The sequence below is a fragment of the Limnobaculum zhutongyuii genome, from assembly GCF_004295645.1.
Classification (GTDB): domain Bacteria; phylum Pseudomonadota; class Gammaproteobacteria; order Enterobacterales; family Enterobacteriaceae; genus Limnobaculum; species Limnobaculum zhutongyuii.
The window spans coordinates 2,939,245-2,960,765 of sequence record NZ_CP034752.1 but is presented as its reverse complement, the minus strand read 5'-3'; the positions used below and the strand labels follow the sequence as shown (position 1 = coordinate 2,960,765).

The 21,521-nt window shown below is 43.0% G+C and carries 21 protein-coding genes and 1 pseudogene; 9 read left to right on the top strand and 13 right to left on the bottom strand.

Going from position 1 to position 21,521, the window contains the following annotated elements:
* The first annotated feature begins 15 nt into the window (after positions 1-15).
* Positions 16-438, top strand: a complete 423-nt coding sequence (locus EKN56_RS13275; protein ID WP_145963889.1) for a tail fiber assembly protein — start codon at positions 16-18, stop codon at positions 436-438.
* 138 nt (positions 439-576) lie between these two features.
* On the opposite strand, the gene EKN56_RS13270 is transcribed toward EKN56_RS13275, so the two are convergent.
* The 3 genes from EKN56_RS13270 to EKN56_RS21720 form a co-directional block, all read right to left on the bottom strand.
* Positions 577-897 carry a hypothetical protein gene (locus EKN56_RS13270; RefSeq protein WP_130592216.1) on the bottom strand — a complete coding sequence of 107 codons (321 nt, stop codon included), beginning with the start codon at positions 895-897 and terminating at the stop codon, positions 577-579.
* Between the two features lie 298 nt (positions 898-1,195).
* Positions 1,196-1,567 carry a tail fiber assembly protein gene (locus EKN56_RS13265; protein WP_130592215.1) on the bottom strand — a complete coding sequence of 124 codons (372 nt, stop codon included), beginning with the start codon at positions 1,565-1,567 and terminating at the stop codon, positions 1,196-1,198.
* A gap of 45 nt (positions 1,568-1,612) precedes the next feature.
* Complete coding sequence (locus EKN56_RS21720; protein ID WP_130592214.1) at positions 1,613-1,909, bottom strand: gp53-like domain-containing protein; 297 nt, start codon at positions 1,907-1,909, stop codon at positions 1,613-1,615.
* A gap of 135 nt (positions 1,910-2,044) precedes the next feature.
* Between EKN56_RS21720 and EKN56_RS13255 the strand changes: the two genes are divergently transcribed.
* Positions 2,045-2,605: a recombinase family protein gene (locus EKN56_RS13255; RefSeq protein ID WP_130592213.1), complete on the top strand. Its 561-nt coding sequence runs from the start codon at positions 2,045-2,047 to the stop codon at positions 2,603-2,605.
* Between the two features lie 114 nt (positions 2,606-2,719).
* On the opposite strand, the gene EKN56_RS13250 is transcribed toward EKN56_RS13255, so the two are convergent.
* The 7 genes and pseudogenes from EKN56_RS13250 to EKN56_RS13220 form a co-directional block, all read right to left on the bottom strand.
* Positions 2,720-4,285, bottom strand: coding sequence for a DHA2 family efflux MFS transporter permease subunit (locus tag EKN56_RS13250; RefSeq protein WP_130592212.1), 1,566 nt, complete (start codon positions 4,283-4,285; stop codon positions 2,720-2,722).
* The gene (locus EKN56_RS13245; RefSeq protein ID WP_130592211.1) at positions 4,269-5,345 is read right to left on the bottom strand and encodes an HlyD family secretion protein; all 1,077 of its coding nucleotides are present in this window, start codon (positions 5,343-5,345) and stop codon (positions 4,269-4,271) included. Before EKN56_RS13245 ends, EKN56_RS13250 begins: the two co-directional genes overlap by 17 nt.
* Positions 5,346-5,752: 407 nt before the next feature.
* On the bottom strand, positions 5,753-6,448 hold the full coding sequence (locus EKN56_RS13240; RefSeq protein ID WP_130592210.1) for a pirin family protein: 696 nt from the start codon (positions 6,446-6,448) through the stop codon (positions 5,753-5,755).
* 171 nt (positions 6,449-6,619) lie between these two features.
* Positions 6,620-7,266: pseudogene (gene grxB / locus EKN56_RS13235) on the bottom strand (glutaredoxin 2).
* 150 nt (positions 7,267-7,416) lie between these two features.
* Positions 7,417-7,809, bottom strand: a complete 393-nt coding sequence (locus tag EKN56_RS13230) for a VOC family protein (RefSeq protein ID WP_130592209.1) — start codon at positions 7,807-7,809, stop codon at positions 7,417-7,419.
* A gap of 153 nt (positions 7,810-7,962) precedes the next feature.
* Positions 7,963-8,289 carry a hypothetical protein gene (locus EKN56_RS13225; protein ID WP_130592208.1) on the bottom strand — a complete coding sequence of 109 codons (327 nt, stop codon included), beginning with the start codon at positions 8,287-8,289 and terminating at the stop codon, positions 7,963-7,965.
* 279 nt (positions 8,290-8,568) lie between these two features.
* Positions 8,569-9,897: an MATE family efflux transporter gene (locus EKN56_RS13220; RefSeq protein WP_130592207.1), complete on the bottom strand. Its 1,329-nt coding sequence runs from the start codon at positions 9,895-9,897 to the stop codon at positions 8,569-8,571.
* A 396-nt stretch (positions 9,898-10,293) separates the two neighbouring features.
* Between EKN56_RS13220 and EKN56_RS13215 the strand changes: the two genes are divergently transcribed.
* Entirely contained in the window at positions 10,294-11,193 is a 900-nt protein-coding gene (locus EKN56_RS13215; protein WP_130592206.1) for a diaminopimelate dehydrogenase, read from the top strand.
* Positions 11,194-11,289: 96 nt separating this feature from the next.
* On the opposite strand, the gene cfa is transcribed toward EKN56_RS13215, so the two are convergent.
* Positions 11,290-12,441, bottom strand: coding sequence for a cyclopropane fatty acyl phospholipid synthase (gene cfa, locus EKN56_RS13210; protein WP_130592205.1), 1,152 nt, complete (start codon positions 12,439-12,441; stop codon positions 11,290-11,292).
* A gap of 420 nt (positions 12,442-12,861) precedes the next feature.
* Entirely contained in the window at positions 12,862-13,689 is an 828-nt protein-coding gene (locus EKN56_RS13205; RefSeq protein WP_130592204.1) for a hypothetical protein, read from the bottom strand.
* A 240-nt stretch (positions 13,690-13,929) separates the two neighbouring features.
* Here EKN56_RS13205 and EKN56_RS13200 point away from each other — a divergent pair, with 240 nt between their 5' ends.
* The 6 genes from EKN56_RS13200 (at position 13,930) to EKN56_RS13180 (ending at position 20,790) form a co-directional block, all read left to right on the top strand.
* Entirely contained in the window at positions 13,930-14,481 is a 552-nt protein-coding gene (locus EKN56_RS13200; protein ID WP_246019824.1) for a hypothetical protein, read from the top strand.
* A 191-nt stretch (positions 14,482-14,672) separates the two neighbouring features.
* Positions 14,673-16,751 (top strand): AsmA family protein, encoded by a 2,079-nt coding sequence (locus EKN56_RS13195; RefSeq protein ID WP_130592203.1) that lies wholly within the window; start codon positions 14,673-14,675, stop codon positions 16,749-16,751.
* Positions 16,752-17,148: 397 nt separating this feature from the next.
* Entirely contained in the window at positions 17,149-17,316 is a 168-nt protein-coding gene (locus EKN56_RS20935) for a hypothetical protein (protein ID WP_168189652.1), read from the top strand.
* A gap of 145 nt (positions 17,317-17,461) precedes the next feature.
* Positions 17,462-18,883 carry a DNA cytosine methyltransferase gene (locus EKN56_RS13190; protein ID WP_130592202.1) on the top strand — a complete coding sequence of 474 codons (1,422 nt, stop codon included), beginning with the start codon at positions 17,462-17,464 and terminating at the stop codon, positions 18,881-18,883.
* Positions 18,884-18,890: 7 nt separating this feature from the next.
* Positions 18,891-19,373 carry a very short patch repair endonuclease gene (locus EKN56_RS13185; protein ID WP_130592201.1) on the top strand — a complete coding sequence of 161 codons (483 nt, stop codon included), beginning with the start codon at positions 18,891-18,893 and terminating at the stop codon, positions 19,371-19,373.
* A 103-nt stretch (positions 19,374-19,476) separates the two neighbouring features.
* Complete coding sequence (locus EKN56_RS13180; RefSeq protein ID WP_130592200.1) at positions 19,477-20,790, top strand: MvaI/BcnI family restriction endonuclease; 1,314 nt, start codon at positions 19,477-19,479, stop codon at positions 20,788-20,790.
* A 57-nt stretch (positions 20,791-20,847) separates the two neighbouring features.
* Here EKN56_RS13180 and EKN56_RS13175 read toward each other — a convergent pair whose 3' ends face one another.
* The gene (locus tag EKN56_RS13175) at positions 20,848-21,402 is read right to left on the bottom strand and encodes an HdeD family acid-resistance protein (RefSeq protein ID WP_210405305.1); all 555 of its coding nucleotides are present in this window, start codon (positions 21,400-21,402) and stop codon (positions 20,848-20,850) included.
* Positions 21,403-21,521: the final 119 nt, after the last annotated feature.

Genomic DNA, 21,521 nt, shown 5'->3' with positions numbered 1-21,521 from the left:
GAGGATAGAGAAATAATGTTCCTATACAGCGCGATAAACAATGCATTTTACCCATTGGAAATGAAACCATTATATGAATCCGTTGGTACATGGCCTGTTGACGGTGTAGATGTTGACAAATTAACGTTCGAGGCTTTTAGTGGGAATGTGCCAGTTGGTAAAGTTCGTGCATCAAATGAGTATGGACTGCCTGTTTGGGTAGATATTCCTCCACCATCACGAGAGGAGCTCATTAGTGCGGCTCGCAATGAAAAGGCATGGCTGCTAACTTTGGTGGATACTACGCTGAATACATTAAAAGATGCAGTAGAACTCGATATGGCGACAGATAAAGAGGCTGAAAGATATACAACCTGGCGTAAATATCGTGTATTACTTAGTCGTATTGATGTGACAAAAGCACCAGATATTGAATGGCCAGACAAGCCTATTGAGTAATAATAAACTTTCTTTCAATTTCTTTTACTGCCGAGTGATTAATTTAGCAATATGCGATATTAATTGATGATTTCATAATTTAGCTATGCAAATTATAGCGCGGTGATAATATTAAATAACACCGCGCTATAATGAGTATTAAATAACTCCCACCCCCACATCAAATATGATGCCCATACCCCACATCACAACTCGCTTTCTTTTTACGTTTCTTTGGTGTTTTAAACAAAATGCCAGCGGGATAAATATCAGGCACACTGCCGCCATCAGGTAGAAAATATCCAGGTAGCTAAGCAATCGGGCTTGAGCGAAGGCGATCTCTTTTATATTTTCCAGCGATACGCTTAAATCCACACTTTCGGTGACCCGATCGCTGATGCGGCTGTAATGCATATTGGTTCGGCTATGGAGCATGTTTGCCATTAGCGTCAGGCCAACGCTGCCGCCGATATTACGCATCAGTGCCGCAAAAGCGGCGGCTTCGTTACTTTTATTGGAGGAAATTATTATCTAATGTGATTTGATTCTTACTGCATAATCAAATGTAACAAGAATGAGGTTCAGATGCAGTTCTGGGTACGGAGTCATGTTTGATGTGAAGAGCAGCCAATTAACCCACTATGTTTAATTAATTTTGTAGCGCAGTGAAAAAATGATAACACAGCGCTACAATTTGCATAATTACACTCTAAAGCGATTGATTGATTTTACATTATGCAAAATCATCGTTTCTTTCTGGAAGGAATGGAAAAAGTTATTATAGCTCAGCGGGCCTATCTGGCCATTCAATATCTGGTGCTTTTGATATATCCAATCTATTAAGTAATACTCGGTAAGTTCTCCATTGCTCATAACGCAACGTTTCATTTGGTGTTGCAATTCCCAGTTCAACTGCGTCCTGCAATGGCGCAATTGTGGTCGCAATTTCAGACAAACGCTGTAGCTTTTCTGATTCAGCCTTCAATTTAGGGGCCTGAATTGGAGAATCAATCCAACACGGTTGGTTATTTTCTATCCCTCGTAATTTATTCAATGGAGGTTCACCCGAGTAAATTGTAAAAATATCATTATCAATTAATACTACATCAGTAGGCCAGGAATTAGATGCAAGATAATTTTTTTTACCGATTCAGGATAAAAAGCATTTTCTTTGGGACTAAAATAAATATTCATATTACTCACCAATTGCTATCCAATATGCATAAATAGAGCCAGAGGTAAGACTACCCATTAATGCAAAAGTTGATGCTGTTAGCGGTAAAGCTGCAAATGAATAGATAGTCGATATACCTGATCGAGCATTATCATATGAACAAACCACACTATAATTAGTATCAGAAAATGAAATGGGAAGCTGAATTGTTGTTGGGTTTCCTGCAGTTCCAGCGATGCTAATACCTCGTTGAATAATTGTCCCGTCTGGGAATCGTTTCCATGACCGCGATCCTTTAATACCAGTCCATGCATTCATATCTGGTATTTGATTTTTCCCCGTTCCTACCCCTCTTTTTGCCGCTTCTGATAAACCAAGGTTTTAAAGAAGATATCTATTTTTCCCCTTTCATTTTTGAGACTATCCTGTACAAAAATAAAAGGAGAAAAATAGGTGCTAATTGGATATGTAAGGGTGTCAACAAATGACCAACAGACTAATTTACAGCGAGAATCACTCAATCGTGCAAATTGTGAGCTGATTTTTGAAGATAAAATTAGTGGGACTAAGTCTGAACGACCGGGCTTAAAAAAGTTGTTAAAGACGGTTAAAGAAGGTGATACGGTAGTTGTCTGGAAGTTAGATAGGCTTGGTCGAAGTGTGCGCCATTTGATTACTTTAGTTGCTGATTTAAAAGCTCGTGGAGTACATTTTAGTAGTATTACCGATAATATTGATACCAGCACTGCCGCCGGTCGGTTCTTTTTTCATGTGATGTCAGCATTAGCTGAGATGGAGCGGGAATTGATTGTTGAACGAACTCGGGCTGGGTTGGCGATTGCCCGGTCTCAAGGACGAATTGGAGGGCGCCCAAGGCGATTATCGACTTTACAAATAGAGCAGTCACAGAGATTGCTAAATAAAGGTCACTCTCGTAGAGAGTTGGCATTGATTTATAATGTTAGTCTGGCAACTGTTTATAAATATTTACCAGCATCGAATATAAAGAAGTAATGATTTTATTTCACAAACATATAATTGTAAGCTATTCACCCAAATAGAGAGATATTCATGTCGTATCATACTATTTTATTATCTGAATAAATTACATCAATTCCCACCCCCACATCAAATATGATGCCCATACCCCACATCACAACTCGCTTTCTTTTTACGTTTCTTTGGTGTTTTAAACAAAAATGCCAGCGGGATAAATATCAGGCACACTGCCGCCATCAGGTAGAAAATATCCAGGTAGCTAAGCAATCGGGCTTGAGCGAAGGCGATCTCTTTTATATTTTCCAGCGACACGCTTAAATCGACACTTTCGGTGACCCGATCGCTGATGCGACTGTAATGCATATTAGTTCGGCTATGGAGCATGTTTGCCATTAGCGTCAGGCCAACGCTGCCGCCGATATTACGCATCAGTGCAGCAAAAGCCGCGGCTTCATTACTTTTATTAGCCGGTAACCCTTCATAGGCCAGCAGGCTAACCGGAATTAACATTACCGGAAACCAGATAACCTGTAATAAACGTGCCCAAACGAAGGTGGCAAAATCCACGTTTAGTGTCATTTGTGACATATGCCAGGTTGAAATAGCGGTGCCCAGCAAGCCAATTGCCACTAACCATTGTGGATACGCGACTTTATTGGTGATAACACCAACGATCGCCATAGGAATAATCACCAGAAGACCACCGATGCCCAACATAACCCCGGCAATGGCCGCCGTGTAGCTAAACAGCTCCTGAGTCATTTGTGGCAGGACCTGGGTGGTGCTGTAGCTGAGAAAACCAATTAAGAAGATAATCAGACTGCTGATGGTAAAGTTGCGATGGCGCAGCAATCGGATATCCATAATTGGCTGAGGATGGAACCACTCCCATATCACCAGAAAGCTGAGGGAAACCGCTGCGGTAACGGCCATCGTGCAAATAAAGCTGGACGAGAACCCGTCATTGATTTCATATCGGTCAAGAAACAGCTGTAAGGTACCAAATCCGATAATCACTAATGAAATACCGACGTAATCGATATTACTTTTTTGTAGTTTGCGCTGCTTACGTTCTTCTTTCAGAAGTGGTGGCTCTACGATGAAGTAATAGCTGAGTATCAGAGAAACAATCCCAATCGGCACGTTGATTAAAAAGATCCAATGCCAGGACATATTTTCTGTTAACCACCCGCCCACAAACGGTCCGATAGCGGGAGCAACCAGAATGGTAATACCATACAGCGCAAAAGCATGAGGGCGTTTTTCTATCGGGAATGAGTCGGTGATCATCGATTGTTCAACCGGCGCCAGTCCGCCGCCACTCAAACCTTGCAGTACCCGGGCAAGAATTAAAAACTCAATGCTGGTGGCGATGCTGCAAAGCAGAGAGCCAATAGTAAATCCGGCAATGCTCAACATATAGTAACGTTTTCGGCCAATGGTACTGGACAACCAACCGCTCATCGGCAGCACTAATGCGTTAGCAACAATATAGCTGGTTAATACCCACAGCGATTCGCTATAGGAAACGCTAAGCGAGGCCGAAATATGATAAAGGGAAACGTTGGCAATGGTGGAATCCAGCAGCTCCATAAATGTGGCAATAGAGGCAATAATGGCCATTAGCCACGGGCTACGGTTTCCGGCAGCGGAGCGGGGCAGGTGCGCCGCACTGCTATTACTTGATGTGGACATTAGGCACTACCGACATGCCGGGAGACAAAGGATGCTCGGCGTCATTAATTCTGGGGTCGGTAAACAAGATTTTTACCGGTACTCGTTGAACCACTTTAATATAGTTACCGGTGGCATTTTCTGCCGGTAACATACTGAATACCGGGCCTGTTCCACGCTGGATACTGTCTATTTTGGCGCTGTATTTATATTGAGGATAGGCATCAATAGCCACTTCCACCTCTTGCCCCGGGCGCATATTGGCCAGTTGAGTCTCTTTAAAATTTGCCGTTATCCAGACGTTGTTAGAAACCACAGATAATAAGGTTCTGCCCGGATCGATATAACTTCCCAGCTCTACGCTGCGCTTGGTGACATGCCCACTCTGTGGCGCAATAATTTTGGTATAGGACAGCTGCAGTTTTGCATTCTCGATTTCGACTTCCAGCTGTTTTAGTTGCGCATTGTTCTCTTCCAGTGCGGCTTTTCCTTTATTGAGCAAGGCCTGATTGTAAATAACCGACTGGCGTGCGGCATCTAACCGACCTGCACTGGCTTTAAACGCGGCATGTTGCATACTGAGCTGACTCTGACTCCAGGTTTGCTGAGATTTTTGGTAGCGGTCATAATCATCTTTATCGCGTTGATACTCAGCCTCTGCTGATTTCACGTTGGCCTGAGTCTGTTTTAAATTGGCTTCCAGCGCTTCTATCTGATTATGTAACTGTGGCGTTTGTGCTAATGCCACATTCTGAGCGGCAATGGCCTTATTGAGCAGGTTTTGATAGTCACGGGCATCAAGCTCAATCAAGACGCTACCCGCTTCCACATATTGATTATCTTCCACCAGAATGCGATCTACCCGACCGGGTACGGCGGCGGACACTTTCGCAATATTGGTATCAATAAAGGCATCATCAGTACTTTCGTAGTCTTTCAGACAAAACCAGTAATAACTAAAGGAGGACAGCCCGATGATAAACAACAATAATATATAAAGAGTGAATACTTTTTTCTTATTATTCTTGTTTATTTTCGTATTAGTTGTTGTTGGCGATATTGTGTTGTTGTCGGGCGACATGCTGATTTTGTTCCCTGTGTTAAAACGAAATTCCTTTGCTAGTTACCTGACGAAAAATAAGGTAATTCTTATTTTTATTATTCAAAAGGCACTTAAATATAATTAATGTTGAGTATTTGTCATTCGGCGGTATTAATAATATTTAACGTGAAGGATGTCAATAAGCATGGCTATAAATTCTATTTTAATTATATGGTTAGCTAGATTTTTCTAAGTAATTACTTGGTATTTATAAGTAACGATATAGCTTTTCTATGGCTACTTATTTAATTATTAACCAGTGGGATTTGAAAGGGTTTTATTGAATTGTTGAATAATTAACTAAATAATTATTTTTTAGAATTGAAAAGGAATTGCCATTAATGATAGAAATTAATCACTAATGGCAAACCAGTTGTTTCAAAATATTAAACTTTAGGTAAATCAAATACCAAAATCTCACTATCGCTATGAACAGTGATATTCATGGTTGATTCATCCCACAGAGCGATACCGTCGCTAGTTGAGGCTTGAACACCATTGATTTCTACATCACCTTTCACCACCTGTACCCAGATACGACGTCCTTCTTTGATACTGAATTCAGCTGTCTCTTTGGCATCCAGCGCCCAGCGCCATAGCTCCATATCCTGATAAACTTTTAAAGAACCATCACGGGCATCAGGAGACAGGACCAACTGACGCGCATGCTTTGCAGTAAAGGTCTTCTGCTCATAACGTGGCGTAATGTCCTTGCGATCGGGAATAATCCAGATCTGATAAAAGTGCAGAGGTTCGCTATCACTCGGGTTGTATTCTGAGTGGCGAACGCCGGTGCCGGCACTCATAATCTGAAAATCACCAGCAGGAACGCGCTCTTTGTTTCCCATACTGTCCTGATGTTCAATAGTACCTTCCAGAACATAAGAGAGTATTTCCATATCTTTATGTGGATGGGTAGGGAAACCCTGGCCCGGTGCCACTCTGTCTTCATTGATCACTCGCAGTGCAGAGAAACCCATAAAGTTAGGATCGTAGTAATCAGCGAAAGAGAAACTATGCCAGCTATCAAGCCAACCATGATTAGCATGGCCGCGTACATCAGCTTTACGTAAATAAATCATGTGAAACCTCCTTAACGTTTTAAACAGTTTAGTCGATAGCACAAAGATAAAAAGCGGAAAAAAATCACTCAGATATTCAAAAAAATTGAACAATAAAAATGGGTTTTACTGCAGGTGGTATAAAGCATCCGGTGAAGTGATTATCACCGGATGCCAATTTTAAAAGCAAAATTACTGATCGATGTTGTCCAGCAGGTTAACGCCAGCTATTTTCGACATCTCTTTACGATAGGCATCAATTTTAGGCGGATATGTTACCCCCTTCACAATGGATATTCCCCGGATTGATGGAAACAGGTGAATGTCATCTACCGACAGCTCACCGTTACAGGCTGCCGGTGATTGAATCAGTTTTTCCAGTTGGGCAAGGTCTTGCTCCAACTGCTTAATCAGTTCCGGCGTTTGTGCCAGCGCTTCAGCAAAATTACCAATCATGGCTTCTTTTTTGTGGCTGAAATACTGACGGGCCGATGGCGTTCTGAATTCACAGAAGTCAGCCTGAGCATAGCGAGGAATCAGCAGTTTGTTGAGATAAGGGGAAACCTGCTTCAACCAGTCGGCAATGGCCGGGTTGGTTTTACCGGTTAAAGCCGGGGAGCCAAACGTTTCATCCACATAGTGCACAATATCCATACTTTCTGGCATATAGCTACCATCGTCTTTTTCCAGTATTGGCGCCATTTTTTGGCCGATCATGCGAATGGGGTCTCTTCATCATCATTCAGCAGAGTTACCAGTTCAAAAGGGATCTTTTTGATGCCAAATATCATGCGTGCTTTCACGCAGAAAGGGCAATGGTCATAGACATAGAGTTTCATAATATATCCTTAGCCAGCAGAATCAGGGGATAGTATAGGTTTAACCCAGAATGAAAACGGATGCCATTATTATCTTACCTGCCTGATTAATCGAAAAGAGAAAAGCCGTAAGCAGAATAGAAAACGAGGCGGCATATTCGCCGCCATCAATCAGGATATCGGGCTACATAATTCCAGCAGAATTCCGGACGGCGCCCTGACATAGGAGACGGTCTGCCCCCAGGGCATCACCGTTGGTGCTTTTAGCTCGGTAGAACCATAAACAATCGCGGCATTGTGGGTTGTTTGAACATCTTTTGTCACCAGCGCAATTTCAATACCCAGCGGTTTTTCTGAGCTGCCTGCGGGTATATAGCCATCAGGGAAATGACCATGGCCCAATTCATGAGAAGCAAACGCCAGAACGGTTTCGCCGGTATCCAGCTCGCCATAGGTCCCGGTATCATGCAGAAAGCGGGTTTTCATATTGAAGGCTTCATTAAAGAAATGAAGCGTTTTCTCAACATCGTCGACATAGACAATGGTGTATCCGAATTTAACCATAATACAATCCTGTCTGTTTATGCGGTCAGTAATAAAATTATGGCAAAAGAATAACGGAAATCTATTCCGGAAGGGCAAGAATATTGGAATTGTGAAGCAGGCTGGTGAACAAAGAGCCTGACATGGTGTTCAGGCTCTTTATCGATAACAGAATTAACGCAGATGTGACGGTCGACCACCACGATGGTGATATACGCCAGGCCGGTTTGCTGGTCGATAATTTCCTTTATATACCGGACGATAGTTATTCAGGTTATAGCGATATTGAAAGCTAATACCGGGATTATACCGATGGTTATAGCGGTGATTATAATAACGTGTGTAGTTATAGTGGGATGGAGCACGATATTGCTTATGTCGGTTGTAATTATAATGCTTTGGATAACTTTTATAACCGCGATAGTCTCGATGATCCCTCGGCCCTGCTGATGCGCAGAACGATACCGCTAATAATAAAATAAACAGTGTCTTCTTAAGCATGTTGAGATTCCTGAGCGAGTGAACATGCATCAATCATTACATTTAGAGGAAATTGTTCAAGAGAGCCAAATCAGTTTTACGAAACTTTTACGCTTATAATACGTAAAACTGAGCAATATCGCAGGAAATGCTAAAGGCAACGCTATCAGGTAAGACAAAAAATAGACGTGCTGGTGATAAGCTGCGTTTTTAGGAAATAAATAAAACGCTTTGTTGATGTGATTGGAATATCAGGCTTACCCCAAACAATCAGAGTAAGCCTGCTACAGAAACCGCCGACTAAATATTGAGTCGTTTAGCCTGCCACTTTCTTGATTTCCAGCGCCAGGTGTTAGCCAGCCCGCGTAGCCATTCGTCACACATAAAGCCGATCCAGATCCCTACCAGGCCCATCTCCATGGTAATACCGAGGAAATAGCCCACCGGTATCGAGACACACCACATAAAGAAGATGGCGGTATATAACGGGAAAGTAGCATCGCCTGATGCCCGCAGGGCGTTCACCATCACGATATTGAAGGTTCTGCCCGGCTCAAGGAATACCGAAAGTAAAAACAGCGGCAGCAACAGCTTATTAATTCCATCATCTTTCGACAGGAAGTGCAGAATATGCACATCTGCCAGCCAGAAGCCGATGACCACCAGAATAGTGACCCCAACCCCCAGCTTCAGGCTGCGGAACGTCTGACGATAGGCGTCCTCGAAGCGTTTTGCTCCCACCAGATGACCAACAAAGATTTCATTACCGATACTGACGGAAATACCAAACAGCATGACAAATAGCGCGATCTGAAAATAGAGGGTTTGCGCCGCCAGTGAGGTTTCACCCATCAGGCCGATAAAGGCGTTGGCGGTCATATATTGCAGAATCCACACCATATTCTCACCGGCAGCCGGTAAGCCAATGCGCAGAATTTTTCCCAGTTGATCTTTAGACCAGTGGAAAAAGAGTTTCATTTCAAAGCGAATGCGTAAGCCGTAATTTAATAAACAGGCCAGCAGAATAATACAGATAACGCGACCAAATACCGTTGACCAGGCTACGCCAACCAGACCAGCGTCGAAGACATACAGCGCCAGAATATTACCGATGATGGTAATAATATTCACAATCAGCGTTACGTACATGGCGGCTTTAGATTTGCCATATACCCGCAAACAGGCAGCCAGAATCAACGAAACTGCTTCGGGGATCAGACAAATACCCAGAATATGCAGATAGTTGAAGCCATCTGTCATCAGATGCTCCGGCATATTCATGATATTTAGCGCTTTGTAACCAAAGAAGAAGATGGCCCCCGCACAGAACAGACCGAGTACAAAGTTAAACGCAATGGAAATATGAATCGCTTTCTTTGCCATATCCATATGGCGAGCACCCAGATACTGAGCAATAACAACGCTACACCCAACGCTGATAAAGCTGAATATGGTAATACACATATCGAAAACCAGGTTACCGGGCCCCATCGCAGCAAGATAGGCGGTAGACACCTGGCTGACCATATAGATATTAATCAGCAGCGTCGAAAAGTGTAAAAACAGATCGATAAATATCGGCCAGCTCAGAGAAAATAATGAGCGCTCTGTAACATCATGGTGATGCATTAAAAAATCCTAATACTTTTTTATCAGATAAACGTTAAAACGGATGTTCAACTCAGGTGAGAAGGGGAAACAACGCGGCGTATTGTAGCATTGTTCAACCAATAGTCTCTAACAGAGTGATAATTTTTTAAACTAAAAATGCGGGTCTGAAACGGCATAGTTTCACTATCTGAATTGGATAACTCTCTGAGTTCGTCAAAGCATAGCTTCTGCGGCTGATAATATGGCTGAATAAACGTTATTTTTTTGACTAAATAAAACCAGAGTATTATTTCTGCTTTGGAATATTTGATAACATTGGTTAAAGTCTAAGGCGGTTTTTCTTTTGTTAATCATTTAGGTTAGTGGAAGAATGAGAACGGCAAGATTAAAACAATAACTGAGACAGGGATAACCATGACTAAAAAAATTAGAGCGGCCGTTGTCGGCTATGGAAATATTGGTAAATATGCGATTGAAGCCCTGAACGCGGCAGATGATTTTGAAATTGCCGGAGTAGTACGCCGCAGCGCGGGTGAACCACTGGCAGAGCTGGCCGCTTATCAGGTAGTGGATGACATTGATAAGTTAGACAATGTTGATGTGGCGATTCTTTGCTCACCAACCCGGGCGATAAAACAAGTGGCTCAGAAAATTCTGGCGAAAGGTATCAACACCGTAGACAGTTTTGACGTTCACTCTCAGATTGTTGATTTAAAAAATACGCTGGACCCTATCGCTAAAGCCAACAATACGGTATCCGTTGTGGCAGCGGGCTGGGATCCGGGCTCTGACTCTATTGTGCGTACCCTGATGCTGGCGATGGCGCCAAAAGGGATCACCTATACCAACTTTGGTCCGGGTATGAGCATGGGGCACTCAGTGGCTGCCAGAGCGATTCCTGGGGTTAAAGAGGCGCTATCGGTAACGGTACCAATGGGAACCGGCGTGCATCGCCGCCTGGTTTATATTGAGCTGGAGCAGGGTGCTGATTTTGCCACGGTAGAGAAAACGTTAAAGGCCGATGACTATTTTGCCTCAGACGAAACTCACGTTAAGCAGGTTGATTGCGTTGATAACCTGAAAGATATGGGGCACGGCGTGCATTTAACCCATAAAGGAGTATCGGGTGAGACTCAAAATCAACTGTTTGAATATTCCATGCGCATCAACAACCCGGCGCTGACCTCGCAGTTTTTAGTTTCTGCTGCCCGGGCGACCACTAAATTAAGCAGCGGTGCCTATACGGTAATTGAAGTGGCTCCAATCCATTTCCTGCAAGGGGAAACGGATAAACTGATTGAGCGTCTGGTGTAATTCGCCTTAACGTTTGGCAGTTAATAACAAAAACCCGCGTTAACCAATAGGTGTGCGGGTTTTGTTTTTATCATGGTCATGGATGATTCCGTAAGATTAGCGAGGAACGCGGATCCCTCCCTCAACGCCTTTAGGGCTGAACAGAATTTGCCACAGCTGAATATCTCTGGCCCGGAAAGCGCCAGCGCAGGCATTCAGATAGTAAGTAAACATACGTTTAAAACGTTCATCATACTTGCCTGAAAGCTCGCTCCATCCCTGAATAAATCCTTTGTACCAGGCCATCAGCGTTCGGTCGTAGTCAGCACCGAAGTTATGCAGGTCTTCCATGACAAAATGCTTTTCGCTGTTTTGCGCAATATTGGTTACTGACGGCAGGCAGCCATTAGGGAAGATATATTTATGGATCCACGGGTCGACATTCACCTTGGTCTGTTTCGAACCAATGGTATGCAGTAAAAACAGCCCGTTTGGTTTCAGGTTGCGCGCAACCACATCAAAATAGGTGTGATAGTTTTTCGGCCCAACGTGCTCAAACATTCCTACCGAAACAATCCTGTCGTAATGATTATGCAAGTCGCGGTAATCTTCCAACAAAATAGTCACATCCAGCCCGGCACAACGCTGTTGAGCCAGCTTTTGCTGTTCAGCAGAGATGGTTACCCCCTCTACCGAAACACCATAGTTTTTCGCCGCATAGGCGGATAATCCACCCCAGCCACAGCCAATATCCAGCAGAGTCATTCCCGGCTTTAGCTGAAGTTTTTCACAAATCATTTTCAGTTTGGCCTGCTGGGCCTGTTCCAGCGTATCTGCCTCTTTCCAGTAACCACAGGAGTATTGCATATAAGGATCGAGGATCTGGTTAAACAAATCGTTACCCAAATCATAATGTTTTTTGCCGACCATCCAGGCGCGATGTTTTGACTGCAGATTAATCAGACGGGCGGTGGTGATACGCAGGAAATCTTTAATATGGTGAGGGACTTTCTTATCCAGCCCGGAACGCAGGATACGATGAAATAGCATATCGGGACGCTGACAGTCCCACCATCCGTCCATATAGCTTTCACCCAGACCGAGGGAACCTTGTTGCACTACGCGTTTGAAGAACTGCGGGTGGTGAACTTTAATATCAAACGGGCGTGAACCGTTAATTTCAACATCAGCCAGCTGTAGTAACTCACTGATAATTCGATACCACGGATTATCCTGAGTGCTGACATCTTCAATACATGATGAGCTCATAGTTTCTCCATAACTTTATCTGGTTACTACCTTAAGGCACACCCGATATAACGCATACGGTGAGTGAATACCTGAGGGCAGGTAAACCACCAACGATGAAAACGTATTTTTGGCTTAGAAACAGAGAGAAAATCCGGAGGCAAGCAGCAAACCGGTGAACCAGTCCATGATAGAAACAGGGGCGATAATCCATCGCCTGCAAGACGTTTGTAAGATAAACGTGTTAATAATGTTATGTATGGCGGTTTTCCGAGTATAGAGCGGCTAAAAGCAAGACTCAAGACGTGATTTGTATCACCTTTGATGTTTTTTTAATCATGCCGGATAACACAATGATTTACGGGAAAATAATTAGCTGGTGAATTGTTCAGGCCAATAGCGCTAATGCTATAGCAGCCTGAACAATCAGCAAAAGATGGGTTACTCATCATAGCGGGCAAAGCTTTCAGCCCTTTCACCGCACAGAAATACCTGCACCCAATCTACCAACAACAGCTGGTGCTGTTTTACAAAGTCGTCCATTAACGGGGCGATAGTGGCAGATTCCGTGTGTGTTCCCGGCCTCAGACACAGGGTGGTGATATAACCGCTATCATCCGTCTGACCCCAGAAGATCCAACCCGATACCGTTTGTCGGGCAAAACCGTTAACAACCGTAGCGGCAGCGTTGCTGAATGCGATGCCGTCATAGGTTTTTTCCAGACTAAAGACGTTATCCAGTTCTGCAAGAGTAAGTGATTTTTCTGGTAGTGGTATATCAACCCGACGACGAACGTGAAGTTGTTTAAAACCAGAACCATTATGCTGGGTCTGGTAGATGTTAAGGATATCTTCCAGTTCCTGACGGATTTCATTTTCGAGTCGGACTGAAAGAAACTCAAACTGGCGCCAGTCGTCCTCATACACCACCAACACGTTTTCCAATGAGTCTGCTGCTTCCACGCCCGGCAAGTCCGAGCTGATGGTAGGCAAACTGTAGAGGATTTTTGCAGGGTCAATTTGTGTTACTTCATATTTTGCCAGCGTAATAATCAACGAACCGGTTTTACGAAACTCTGCTTTGCGCGGTGGCACAGCGCTCACCACGCTCCATTCATCTCCGGCGATGCTCAGAGTTGTATTGATCTCAAAGGTATCAGGTAGTTGTTCAATCGGCACCTCGGAAGCGGCAAAGGCGTTTTCCTGACCGCTTTCAATAAACTGAACCCGAATGATTTCTTTATCTTTCTTTTTACCAAAGCCGAACATTGCTCAATTCCTTTTTCGGGAAGCAAAATACAAGCCTTTAACGTTATCTAAATCGAATTAAAAATCAAACTTCGGATATTGTTTTTTAACTAAAATTCGATCGTATCGACAATATTGAGTTTTTCTTTATCGTGATGCTCGGTGTTATGGGGGGAATAGTATCAATAGCGGCAGAAAAGGGTGATTTCCTGTAATGACCGGAACGGTTATAGTGAGCTATCAAGGTTTATTAAGGACAATATGATGGAAAGAATAAGGCAGTGTATTTGCGCGTTGTTTTTTACTTTTACGCTGGGTTGTACTTTTTCGGCTCATGCCGGCGATCCGGGGCCTTACTGGTTGGTGTTTCTGGATATCTCGGAAGAACCCTATCAGGACGGTCAAAAGCTGTTGATTGATTTAAGAAACATGGAATCACTCGCCGACGGTAAAAGAGAGTTCTGTTTTATGTGTAACGGTGGCGATGCGGGTAGCTATGTCGATGTGCTTTATCTTTATTCCATACCGGTTGGTTTGTCCGTTGAGGAACTGCGCAAAGCGGTGAAAGGCGATGATGCAGCTAAACGGAAAATGCAAAGCGTATTGAATAAATTTGAAGATAACAAAGGGCATGGGGTCGATGGCTTGTTGATTTACGACCATCAGCCAGGAAAAGTGACCATTTACACCATGGATAAAAAGGTCGGCTCAAAACTGACAACCGAAAGCAAAGAGGTGAAGTCTAAGCTGCTGCATTCCAGTCTGGATAAGCTGTTGGAAGATGCGGCGGGTAAGTTGGATCGGCCGGTATAACGTCTTCAGGTAGTGAGAAAACCGGCGATACAGGCCGGTTTTTTGTTGTCTGTTTTTACCTCAGTTTTCACCAACAATATGAACTATGGTGATTTTTCAACTAGGCTTAATACAGTACTTTTGATTTATTGCCCCTGACATTTGTTGTTATCACCTCTGAAGGGGCACCACACAGCTTCCGGGAGAGTGGGATGAGCAGAACAGGAAAAGTCCTGAGCTGGACGGGTGGGGTTATTGTTGTTGTTATCGTTGCAGCCCTGATCTTTTTGGCGACCTTTGACCTGAATCGTCTGAAACCAACCATTAATGAGAAAGTTACCGCTGAGTTGCACCGGCCGTTTGCCATTCGCGGTGATTTAGGGGTTAACTGGCAGCGTCAACCGGATGAAACGGGCTGGCGGAGCTGGATTCCCTGGCCAATGCTGCATGCGGAAGATATTATTTTAGGCAATCCGCCGCAGATCCCCGGTGATAATATGGTGACCTTACAGCGCGTTGAGGCATTGATATCACCGTTATCTTTACTGCATAAAGAACTTTATATTCAGCGTATCTGGCTGAAGCAGCCCTATGCATCCATTCAGCGTTTAGCCAATGGCGATAATAACTGGACCTTCGCTCCCGCAAAAACAGAACCTTCCACACCTCCTTCAAGCTGGTCAGTGAATATTAACGATATTGTGTTTGATAGCGGTAAGGTAGATTTTAAAGATGCCACCCTGAAAGCGGATATTCATGCGGTTATCGACCCCTTAGGCAAGCCTCTTTCTTTTAGCGAAGTCACCGGAAACGGAGGTGAACAGCCGCAAAATAACGTGCCGGAGTATGTATTAGGCTGGAAAATAGAGGGTAAATACAAAGGAGAGCCGCTGAAGGGCAGCGGCAAAGTGGGTGGTATGTTATCCCTGAAAAGTGCCGACCGGCCATTTCCGGTACAGGCTGATGTAAGTTCCGGCACCACGCGAATTGCCCTGGCGGGAACACTAACGGACCCGATGAATCTTGGTGCGTTAGATTTACAACTTAAGTTGTCAGGACGGAGTTTGGGTAATCTGTACGGTATTACCGGCGTGTTGCTACCCAATACTCCCGCCTATTCAACCAATGGTCGTTTGATTGCTCATGTTCATGCAGAAGGTGGCGCTACTTTCGATTATCAGGATTTCAACGGCAAGATTGGCAGCAGCGATATTCACGGTAGCCTGAAATATACCGCCAGCAAACCCCGCCCAGTGCTGAAAGGGGAATTAGTCTCCAAGCAGCTACTTTTTGCTGATTTGGCGCCGCTAATTGGTGCAGACTCTAATCAGCAGAAAAAGCAGCGGGGCGAGAAGAGCCTTCAGCCAGCCGATAAAGTATTACCGGTAGAACCGTTCGAAACCAAAAGCTGGGATGTAATGGATGCGGACGTGAAGTTCACGGCTAAGTACATCGAACACGGTAAATCATTGCCGGTAAACAATTTGTATACCCATCTGATATTAAATAACGGTGAGATCCTGATGGATCCTCTGCGCTTTGGCGTGGCGGGTGGCAGTCTGAATTCGACTATTCGGCTGGATGGCAGTAAAAGCCCAATGCAGGGAAAGGTTGATATGCATGCCCGACGCTTTCAACTGAAACAGCTTTTACCGGACGTAGAGATGATGAAAAACAGCCGTGGGCAAATCAACGGCGATGCCAGCTTAACCGGTCGGGGTAATTCCGTGGCTGCGCTGTTAGGCAGCAGCAGCGGTGATTTACGCGTGTTGATGAACGAAGGCATGATTAGCCGGGGCCTGATGGAGATCCTTGGTCTGAACGTGGGTAATTATCTGGTTTCACAAATCTTTGGTGATGATGAAGTGAAGATTAACTGCGTGGCGGCGGACGTGAATATTCGTGGTGGTCTCGCCTCCCCACGTTTGCTGGTGTTTGATACCGAAAACGCCATTATTAACGTTACCGGCCAGACCAATTTTGCCACCGAACGGTTGGATTTATCTATCGACCCACAAAGCAAAGGTATGCGCTTACTCACGCTGCGCTCTCCGCTGTATGTGAAAGGTACCTTTAAGAATCCTCAACCGGGAGTCGAAGCCGCACCGTTGATTGCACGGGGTGCTGCGGCAGTAGCTTTAGGTGTGGTTGTTGCGCCAGCTGCGGCGTTACTGGCGCTGGTGTCGCCAAGCGAAGGGGAAGAGAATCAGTGTGGGCAAGTACTGAGACAGATGAAGGATCAGCCAAAGGGTAAATCAGCAGCGGTAAAGAAAGGCGCTAAAGCTAAGTAGATTTATTTGGAATGCAGATAAGAGAGAAGTCGCGGCGTTTATCTGCATATTGCAGGGTTTTTCGAGACATTTCGCATTATTGGTATGAATCTGCAAAGGTCGATTGCTGGTGGTTTTGGGGTTGGTATAGTGGCGAGGCATCCTGAGTTGGGATGCCGGGATTTGCAGCCCGAATAGCTCCTTGAGAATGACATATTGATACATATAGTATTTTTATCGTCATAGTCTTTGTGCACCCTAAAAACATGTCATAATGCTTGTTCTATGGTGGCTTTGGCTGGGACATCTTTGGATGTGCCGTTTCCAAGGGGCGGTCTGCAAACCCGATCAAAGCCACCACCCCGAGAGATTTGCAGCTCCGGAGGTGGGAGATATTAACTACCTTTGGAGTTAGCCCATGAACGAACTTACTCAACAAGACTCTTTAACCCCTGAAGATATTACCGTTCAGTGTTTAGCCGTGATTAATGCCGCGTTGAATACTGAGAACCTCGCCACCCGTGAAGCCTTGATGTTTGTGTTACAGGAAAGGCTGAGGGAGCTGTATAAGGTGTTGGGGGAGTAGCGGTAAAATGAACTGCTATATATGTGTCACTGAAGATTTACTTACCTAATACTGTTTATTTAAACAGTGTTTTTGTTTCATTATGGGAATAATGAGTGCTATAGTGTTACTCATTATTCCTATCCAGCATAGACAGTGTTATATCATGAAAGAATTTGATTCAGCTACTCAGTCACTTATCGAGCAGGCGTTAGTTAAACAGCAGCAGCAGTTAGAAGATGATAAAAAATTAGTACAACAACTTTCAGGTATTTATGACCAGAAAACTATTGCTGAAGTATTGCGTAAGATTAGTGTAACTGATTGGTGTAGGGAGTCACTTAATCGCTGGATTAATGGTAAAGGGGCTCAAAAACCATTAACTGAAATTGAAAGTAATGTTCTTAGAAAAATGTTACCTCAACCCCCTGAATGCCACTCTGATTATAAATTTCGTTTTATCGATCTTTTTGCCGGTATTGGCGGTATACGCAAAGGATTTGAAGATATCGGTGGTCAGTGTGTCTTTACCAGCGAATGGAACAAAGATGCTGTTCGGACATATAAAGCTAACTGGTACTGTGATCCAAAAGAGCATACGTTCAATTCAGATATTCGGGAAATTACCCTTAGTGAGAATGATGGTATAACCGAAGGCGAAGTTTATAAGCATATAGATGCTCATATACCAGATCATGATGTGTTGCTGGCCGGTTTCCCATGTCAGCCATTCTCCCTTGCTGGCGTTTCCAAGAAGAATTCTTTAGGAAAAGCACATGGTTTTGAATGTGAAACTCAGGGTACATTATTTTTTGATGTAGCCAGGATTATTGCCAGTAAAAGACCAGCTATTTTCTTACTGGAAAATGTAAAAAACCTGAAAAGTCATGATAAAGGGAAAACATTTAAAATTATTATGAATACCCTGGACGAACTTGGTTATGAAGTAGCTGATGCGAGTATTACAGGCTCTGACGATCCTAAAGTCATTGATGGTAAAAATTTTCTACCACAACACAGAGAGCGTATTGTGTTGGTTGGATTTCGCCGGGAGTTGAATCTTCATCACGGGTTTACTCTAAGAGATATAAATAAATATTTTCCAGAAAAACGACCATCTTTTGGGGAGTTACTGGAATCTTCAGTTGATAAAAAATACATTCTGACACCAGCTCTCTGGAAATATCTCTATAACTACGCGAAGAAACATCAGGCTAAAGGCAATGGATTTGGTTTTGGCCTGGTAGATCCGACAAATAAGGATAGTTGTGCGCGTACATTATCAGCTCGATATCATAAAGATGGTTCGGAAATTTTAATTGATCGTGGGTGGGACAAGGAGTTAGGTGAGATCGATTTCGATAACGAAAAAAATCAGACTAACAGGCCTCGGAGATTAACACCGAGAGAATGTGCCCGTATTATGGGATTTGAAACCCCAAACGGTCCAAAGTTTAAAATACCTGTGTCTGATACTCAGGCATATCGACAATTCGGTAACTCAGTTGTGGTTCCTGTGTTTGCTGCGGTAGCTAAATTGCTTGAACCCATTATTTTGAAAGCAGTAAAAATGAATAAGGATCTATAAATCATCTATGGCTGATGTACATAATCCGGCGACGCGTTCAAAAAATATGCGAGCTATACGTACCAGTGATACAGCAATTGAGAAAAAGTTAGCAATAGCCTTGGATCAACTGGGGATTATGTACAGAACTCAAGTAAAAGAGCTTTCGGGCAAGCCTGATTTTGTTATAGATGATTATAAAGCGATTATCTTTGTACACGGTTGTTTTTGGCATCATCATGATTGCCATTTATTTAAGCTTCCGTCTACCAGAACTGAATTTTGGTTGAAAAAAATTTCTGACAATGTCAATAGAGATCATGATGTTGTCTCTATACTTTCACAAGATACCTGGCGCATATTAGTTGTGTGGGAGTGTTCTTTAAGGGGGAAATTAAAGCTTTCAGACGAGAGTTTATCTGAGAGATTGGAAGAATGGTTATGTTCGTCCAGTGGGAATGCAGAAATTAATATCCATGGTATAAAAAGTATGTTTACATCTGCAGATTAGTTGGAATTATTATCGGTTTCAATTTCATCATTTATATTCTGAAGAATTAAAGCTATTCTATCAATTAGTTAATTATCTCTATGAATTTAGAAGGCTTACTCTTATGGTTTCTTTAGAAAAGATAGCTCAACTAATGCAAAAGTCAGGAGCAAATAAGGTTATCTATAAATTGTTGGCAAATAATGATAATTCTAAACAACAAATATATATGGCCGCAGACTTTGAGCTACTTAAAGAACTACCTACAGGTGAGATAAAAAGTGGCGGTGTTTCATCAAAAAAGGGACCTATATTCAAGGCTCCATTGAATCTGTTTTGGATGGATACAGATGGCAACACGGAACAAGCCAGGCACTCTCAATTAATTTTATATCCTAAATATCCTGAAGTAAGGTTATCTGGCTTTCTTCAAAAATGTTTACTTTCCCCTTCAAAGCTGATGCAGCCATCCACCCTGGAAGAAAGAGCACACCGAATAGATCAAAAGCGATGCTTTATTCTTGGCATTTGTCATGACCGTATTCTTGCCTATGTCAGCTCCTGGGATGATGAAATTGCATTGTCAGCAAAACAGTTAATTAGTGATAAAAAACTGAATAGCTTTAATTCGGTTTTTTATGAATATTCTTCTACTGATGCAGATAGTAAAAATGTATTAATAGAAAAGCTTAAGGAAATTTATGGTAAAGGTTTTGTTCCATCACGCAGATTAGATCGTGATGGAAATATTCAGCCATATAAGGCACAAAATGGAGCAGGGTTCACACTGGAAAGTTATTTTGGCATCATTCCTAATGGTCGTTCTGAACCTGACTTTATGGATTGGGAATTGAAAGCTCATTCTGGTAGTGTTATTACATTGATGACCCCTGAACCAAATTCTGGTACATATTGCACTGATATTTATTCGTTTTTGCGTGAACATGCATCAGGTATTAAACCGAACAGGCTGGATTTTGCCAGTCGTCATGATATTGGTATATTCAATGAAAAGACAAAATTAGTTTTAAAACTTGATGGGTATAATCCAAAAACGAAAAAAATCACTGATCCAGATGGTGGTGTGTTTCTTAAGAATAAAGATGATGTAGTTGTTGCTGGCTGGAGTTTTAGTAAATTACTTGAACACTGGAAACGCAAACATTCAAAAACTTGCTTTGTTAGTTATAAAAAACAAGGGAAAGAAGAAGTTTTTTATCGTTTTGGTCCGGAAGTGATATTTGCAGTAGGTGCTGATTTTAATACCTTTTTCAATTCTATAGCGAATGGGACTATTTATTATGATCCTGGAGTAAAAATGGATTTGCAAGAAAATGGTACATGGAAGCCTAAGAAACGAAATCAATTCAGAGTAAAGTGGAAAAATATTTCTGATATTTATGGGTCTACAACATCAATAAATTTGGATGAAATATAGTAGTGAAAAATAAGAGCCATACTTCTACCTGGCATGGCTCATATATATTGATGATGATTAGCTCTGACGCTGCCCAATTCCCCGCAACTTAACCCCAGCATAAATCTGCAATATGCCATACATCAAAACAATCACCCCAAGCCAGATGGTGGTAATCACCAGTCCAACAATCGGTTGTGCCATCAGCAATGCACCGAGAATTATCGCCAGTACACCGCTAAGGATAATCATCCATTCTCCCTGAATCTGATTGCGAACCTGAATCGCAAACAGAATGCGGTAAATACCGCCAATAATCAGCCATACTGCTAAAAAGATCATCAGGATGCTGGCAGTCGCCGCCGGGTTATACAGGGCCAACACACCAAAGATGATGGAGATAACCCCATAGCCAAATAACCATCCTTTAGAAACCACAATACGGTTAGTCAACAGCGAGACGATAGTAATTACCCCTTCCAGCAGGGCAAACAGACCAATAGCCCAGGCTACCGATATTGCGGTTGATAGCGGAGCGGTTAATGCAGCAATACTAAATAAAATGGCAATCACGCCATAAATAATTAATACCCACCAGTTTCGGGAAAGTGCTCCCAATATTTCCTGTCTCATATTTATTCCTCGTGTCATTCAGATGGTGATATTCAATTTATGTAGTGAGTTATAGATAGCTACCTGATTAAATATAGGCCTGATTGCATCAGGCCGTTTACCACATGATGTTATTTGGA

Bases quoted from the DNA above. Each gene is read 5' to 3' on its own strand.
- EKN56_RS13270 (WP_130592216.1), bottom strand. From the start codon at position 897: ATGCGTAATATCGGCGGCAGCGTTGGCCTGACGCTAATGGCAAACATG.
- EKN56_RS13220 (WP_130592207.1), bottom strand. From the start codon at position 9,897: ATGCATCACCATGATGTTACAGAGCGCTCATTATTTTCTCTGAGCTGG.
- EKN56_RS13275 (WP_145963889.1), top strand. From the start codon at position 16: ATGTTCCTATACAGCGCGATAAACAATGCATTTTACCCATTGGAAATG.
- EKN56_RS13180 (WP_130592200.1), top strand. From the start codon at position 19,477: ATGGTTTCTTTAGAAAAGATAGCTCAACTAATGCAAAAGTCAGGAGCA.
- EKN56_RS13200 (WP_246019824.1), top strand. From the start codon at position 13,930: ATGATGGAAAGAATAAGGCAGTGTATTTGCGCGTTGTTTTTTACTTTT.
- EKN56_RS13185 (WP_130592201.1), top strand. From the start codon at position 18,891: ATGGCTGATGTACATAATCCGGCGACGCGTTCAAAAAATATGCGAGCT.
- EKN56_RS13175 (WP_210405305.1), bottom strand. From the start codon at position 21,402: ATGAGACAGGAAATATTGGGAGCACTTTCCCGAAACTGGTGGGTATTA.
- EKN56_RS13215 (WP_130592206.1), top strand. From the start codon at position 10,294: ATGACTAAAAAAATTAGAGCGGCCGTTGTCGGCTATGGAAATATTGGT.
- EKN56_RS13245 (WP_130592211.1), bottom strand. From the start codon at position 5,345: ATGTCGCCCGACAACAACACAATATCGCCAACAACAACTAATACGAAA.
- EKN56_RS13205 (WP_130592204.1), bottom strand. From the start codon at position 13,689: ATGTTCGGCTTTGGTAAAAAGAAAGATAAAGAAATCATTCGGGTTCAG.
- EKN56_RS20935 (WP_168189652.1), top strand. From the start codon at position 17,149: ATGAACGAACTTACTCAACAAGACTCTTTAACCCCTGAAGATATTACC.
- EKN56_RS13195 (WP_130592203.1), top strand. From the start codon at position 14,673: ATGAGCAGAACAGGAAAAGTCCTGAGCTGGACGGGTGGGGTTATTGTT.
- EKN56_RS13190 (WP_130592202.1), top strand. From the start codon at position 17,462: ATGAAAGAATTTGATTCAGCTACTCAGTCACTTATCGAGCAGGCGTTA.
- EKN56_RS13230 (WP_130592209.1), bottom strand. From the start codon at position 7,809: ATGGTTAAATTCGGATACACCATTGTCTATGTCGACGATGTTGAGAAA.
- EKN56_RS13250 (WP_130592212.1), bottom strand. From the start codon at position 4,285: ATGTCCACATCAAGTAATAGCAGTGCGGCGCACCTGCCCCGCTCCGCT.
- EKN56_RS13225 (WP_130592208.1), bottom strand. From the start codon at position 8,289: ATGCTTAAGAAGACACTGTTTATTTTATTATTAGCGGTATCGTTCTGC.
- EKN56_RS13240 (WP_130592210.1), bottom strand. From the start codon at position 6,448: ATGATTTATTTACGTAAAGCTGATGTACGCGGCCATGCTAATCATGGT.
- cfa (WP_130592205.1), bottom strand. From the start codon at position 12,441: ATGAGCTCATCATGTATTGAAGATGTCAGCACTCAGGATAATCCGTGG.
- EKN56_RS21720 (WP_130592214.1), bottom strand. From the start codon at position 1,909: ATGAATGCATGGACTGGTATTAAAGGATCGCGGTCATGGAAACGATTC.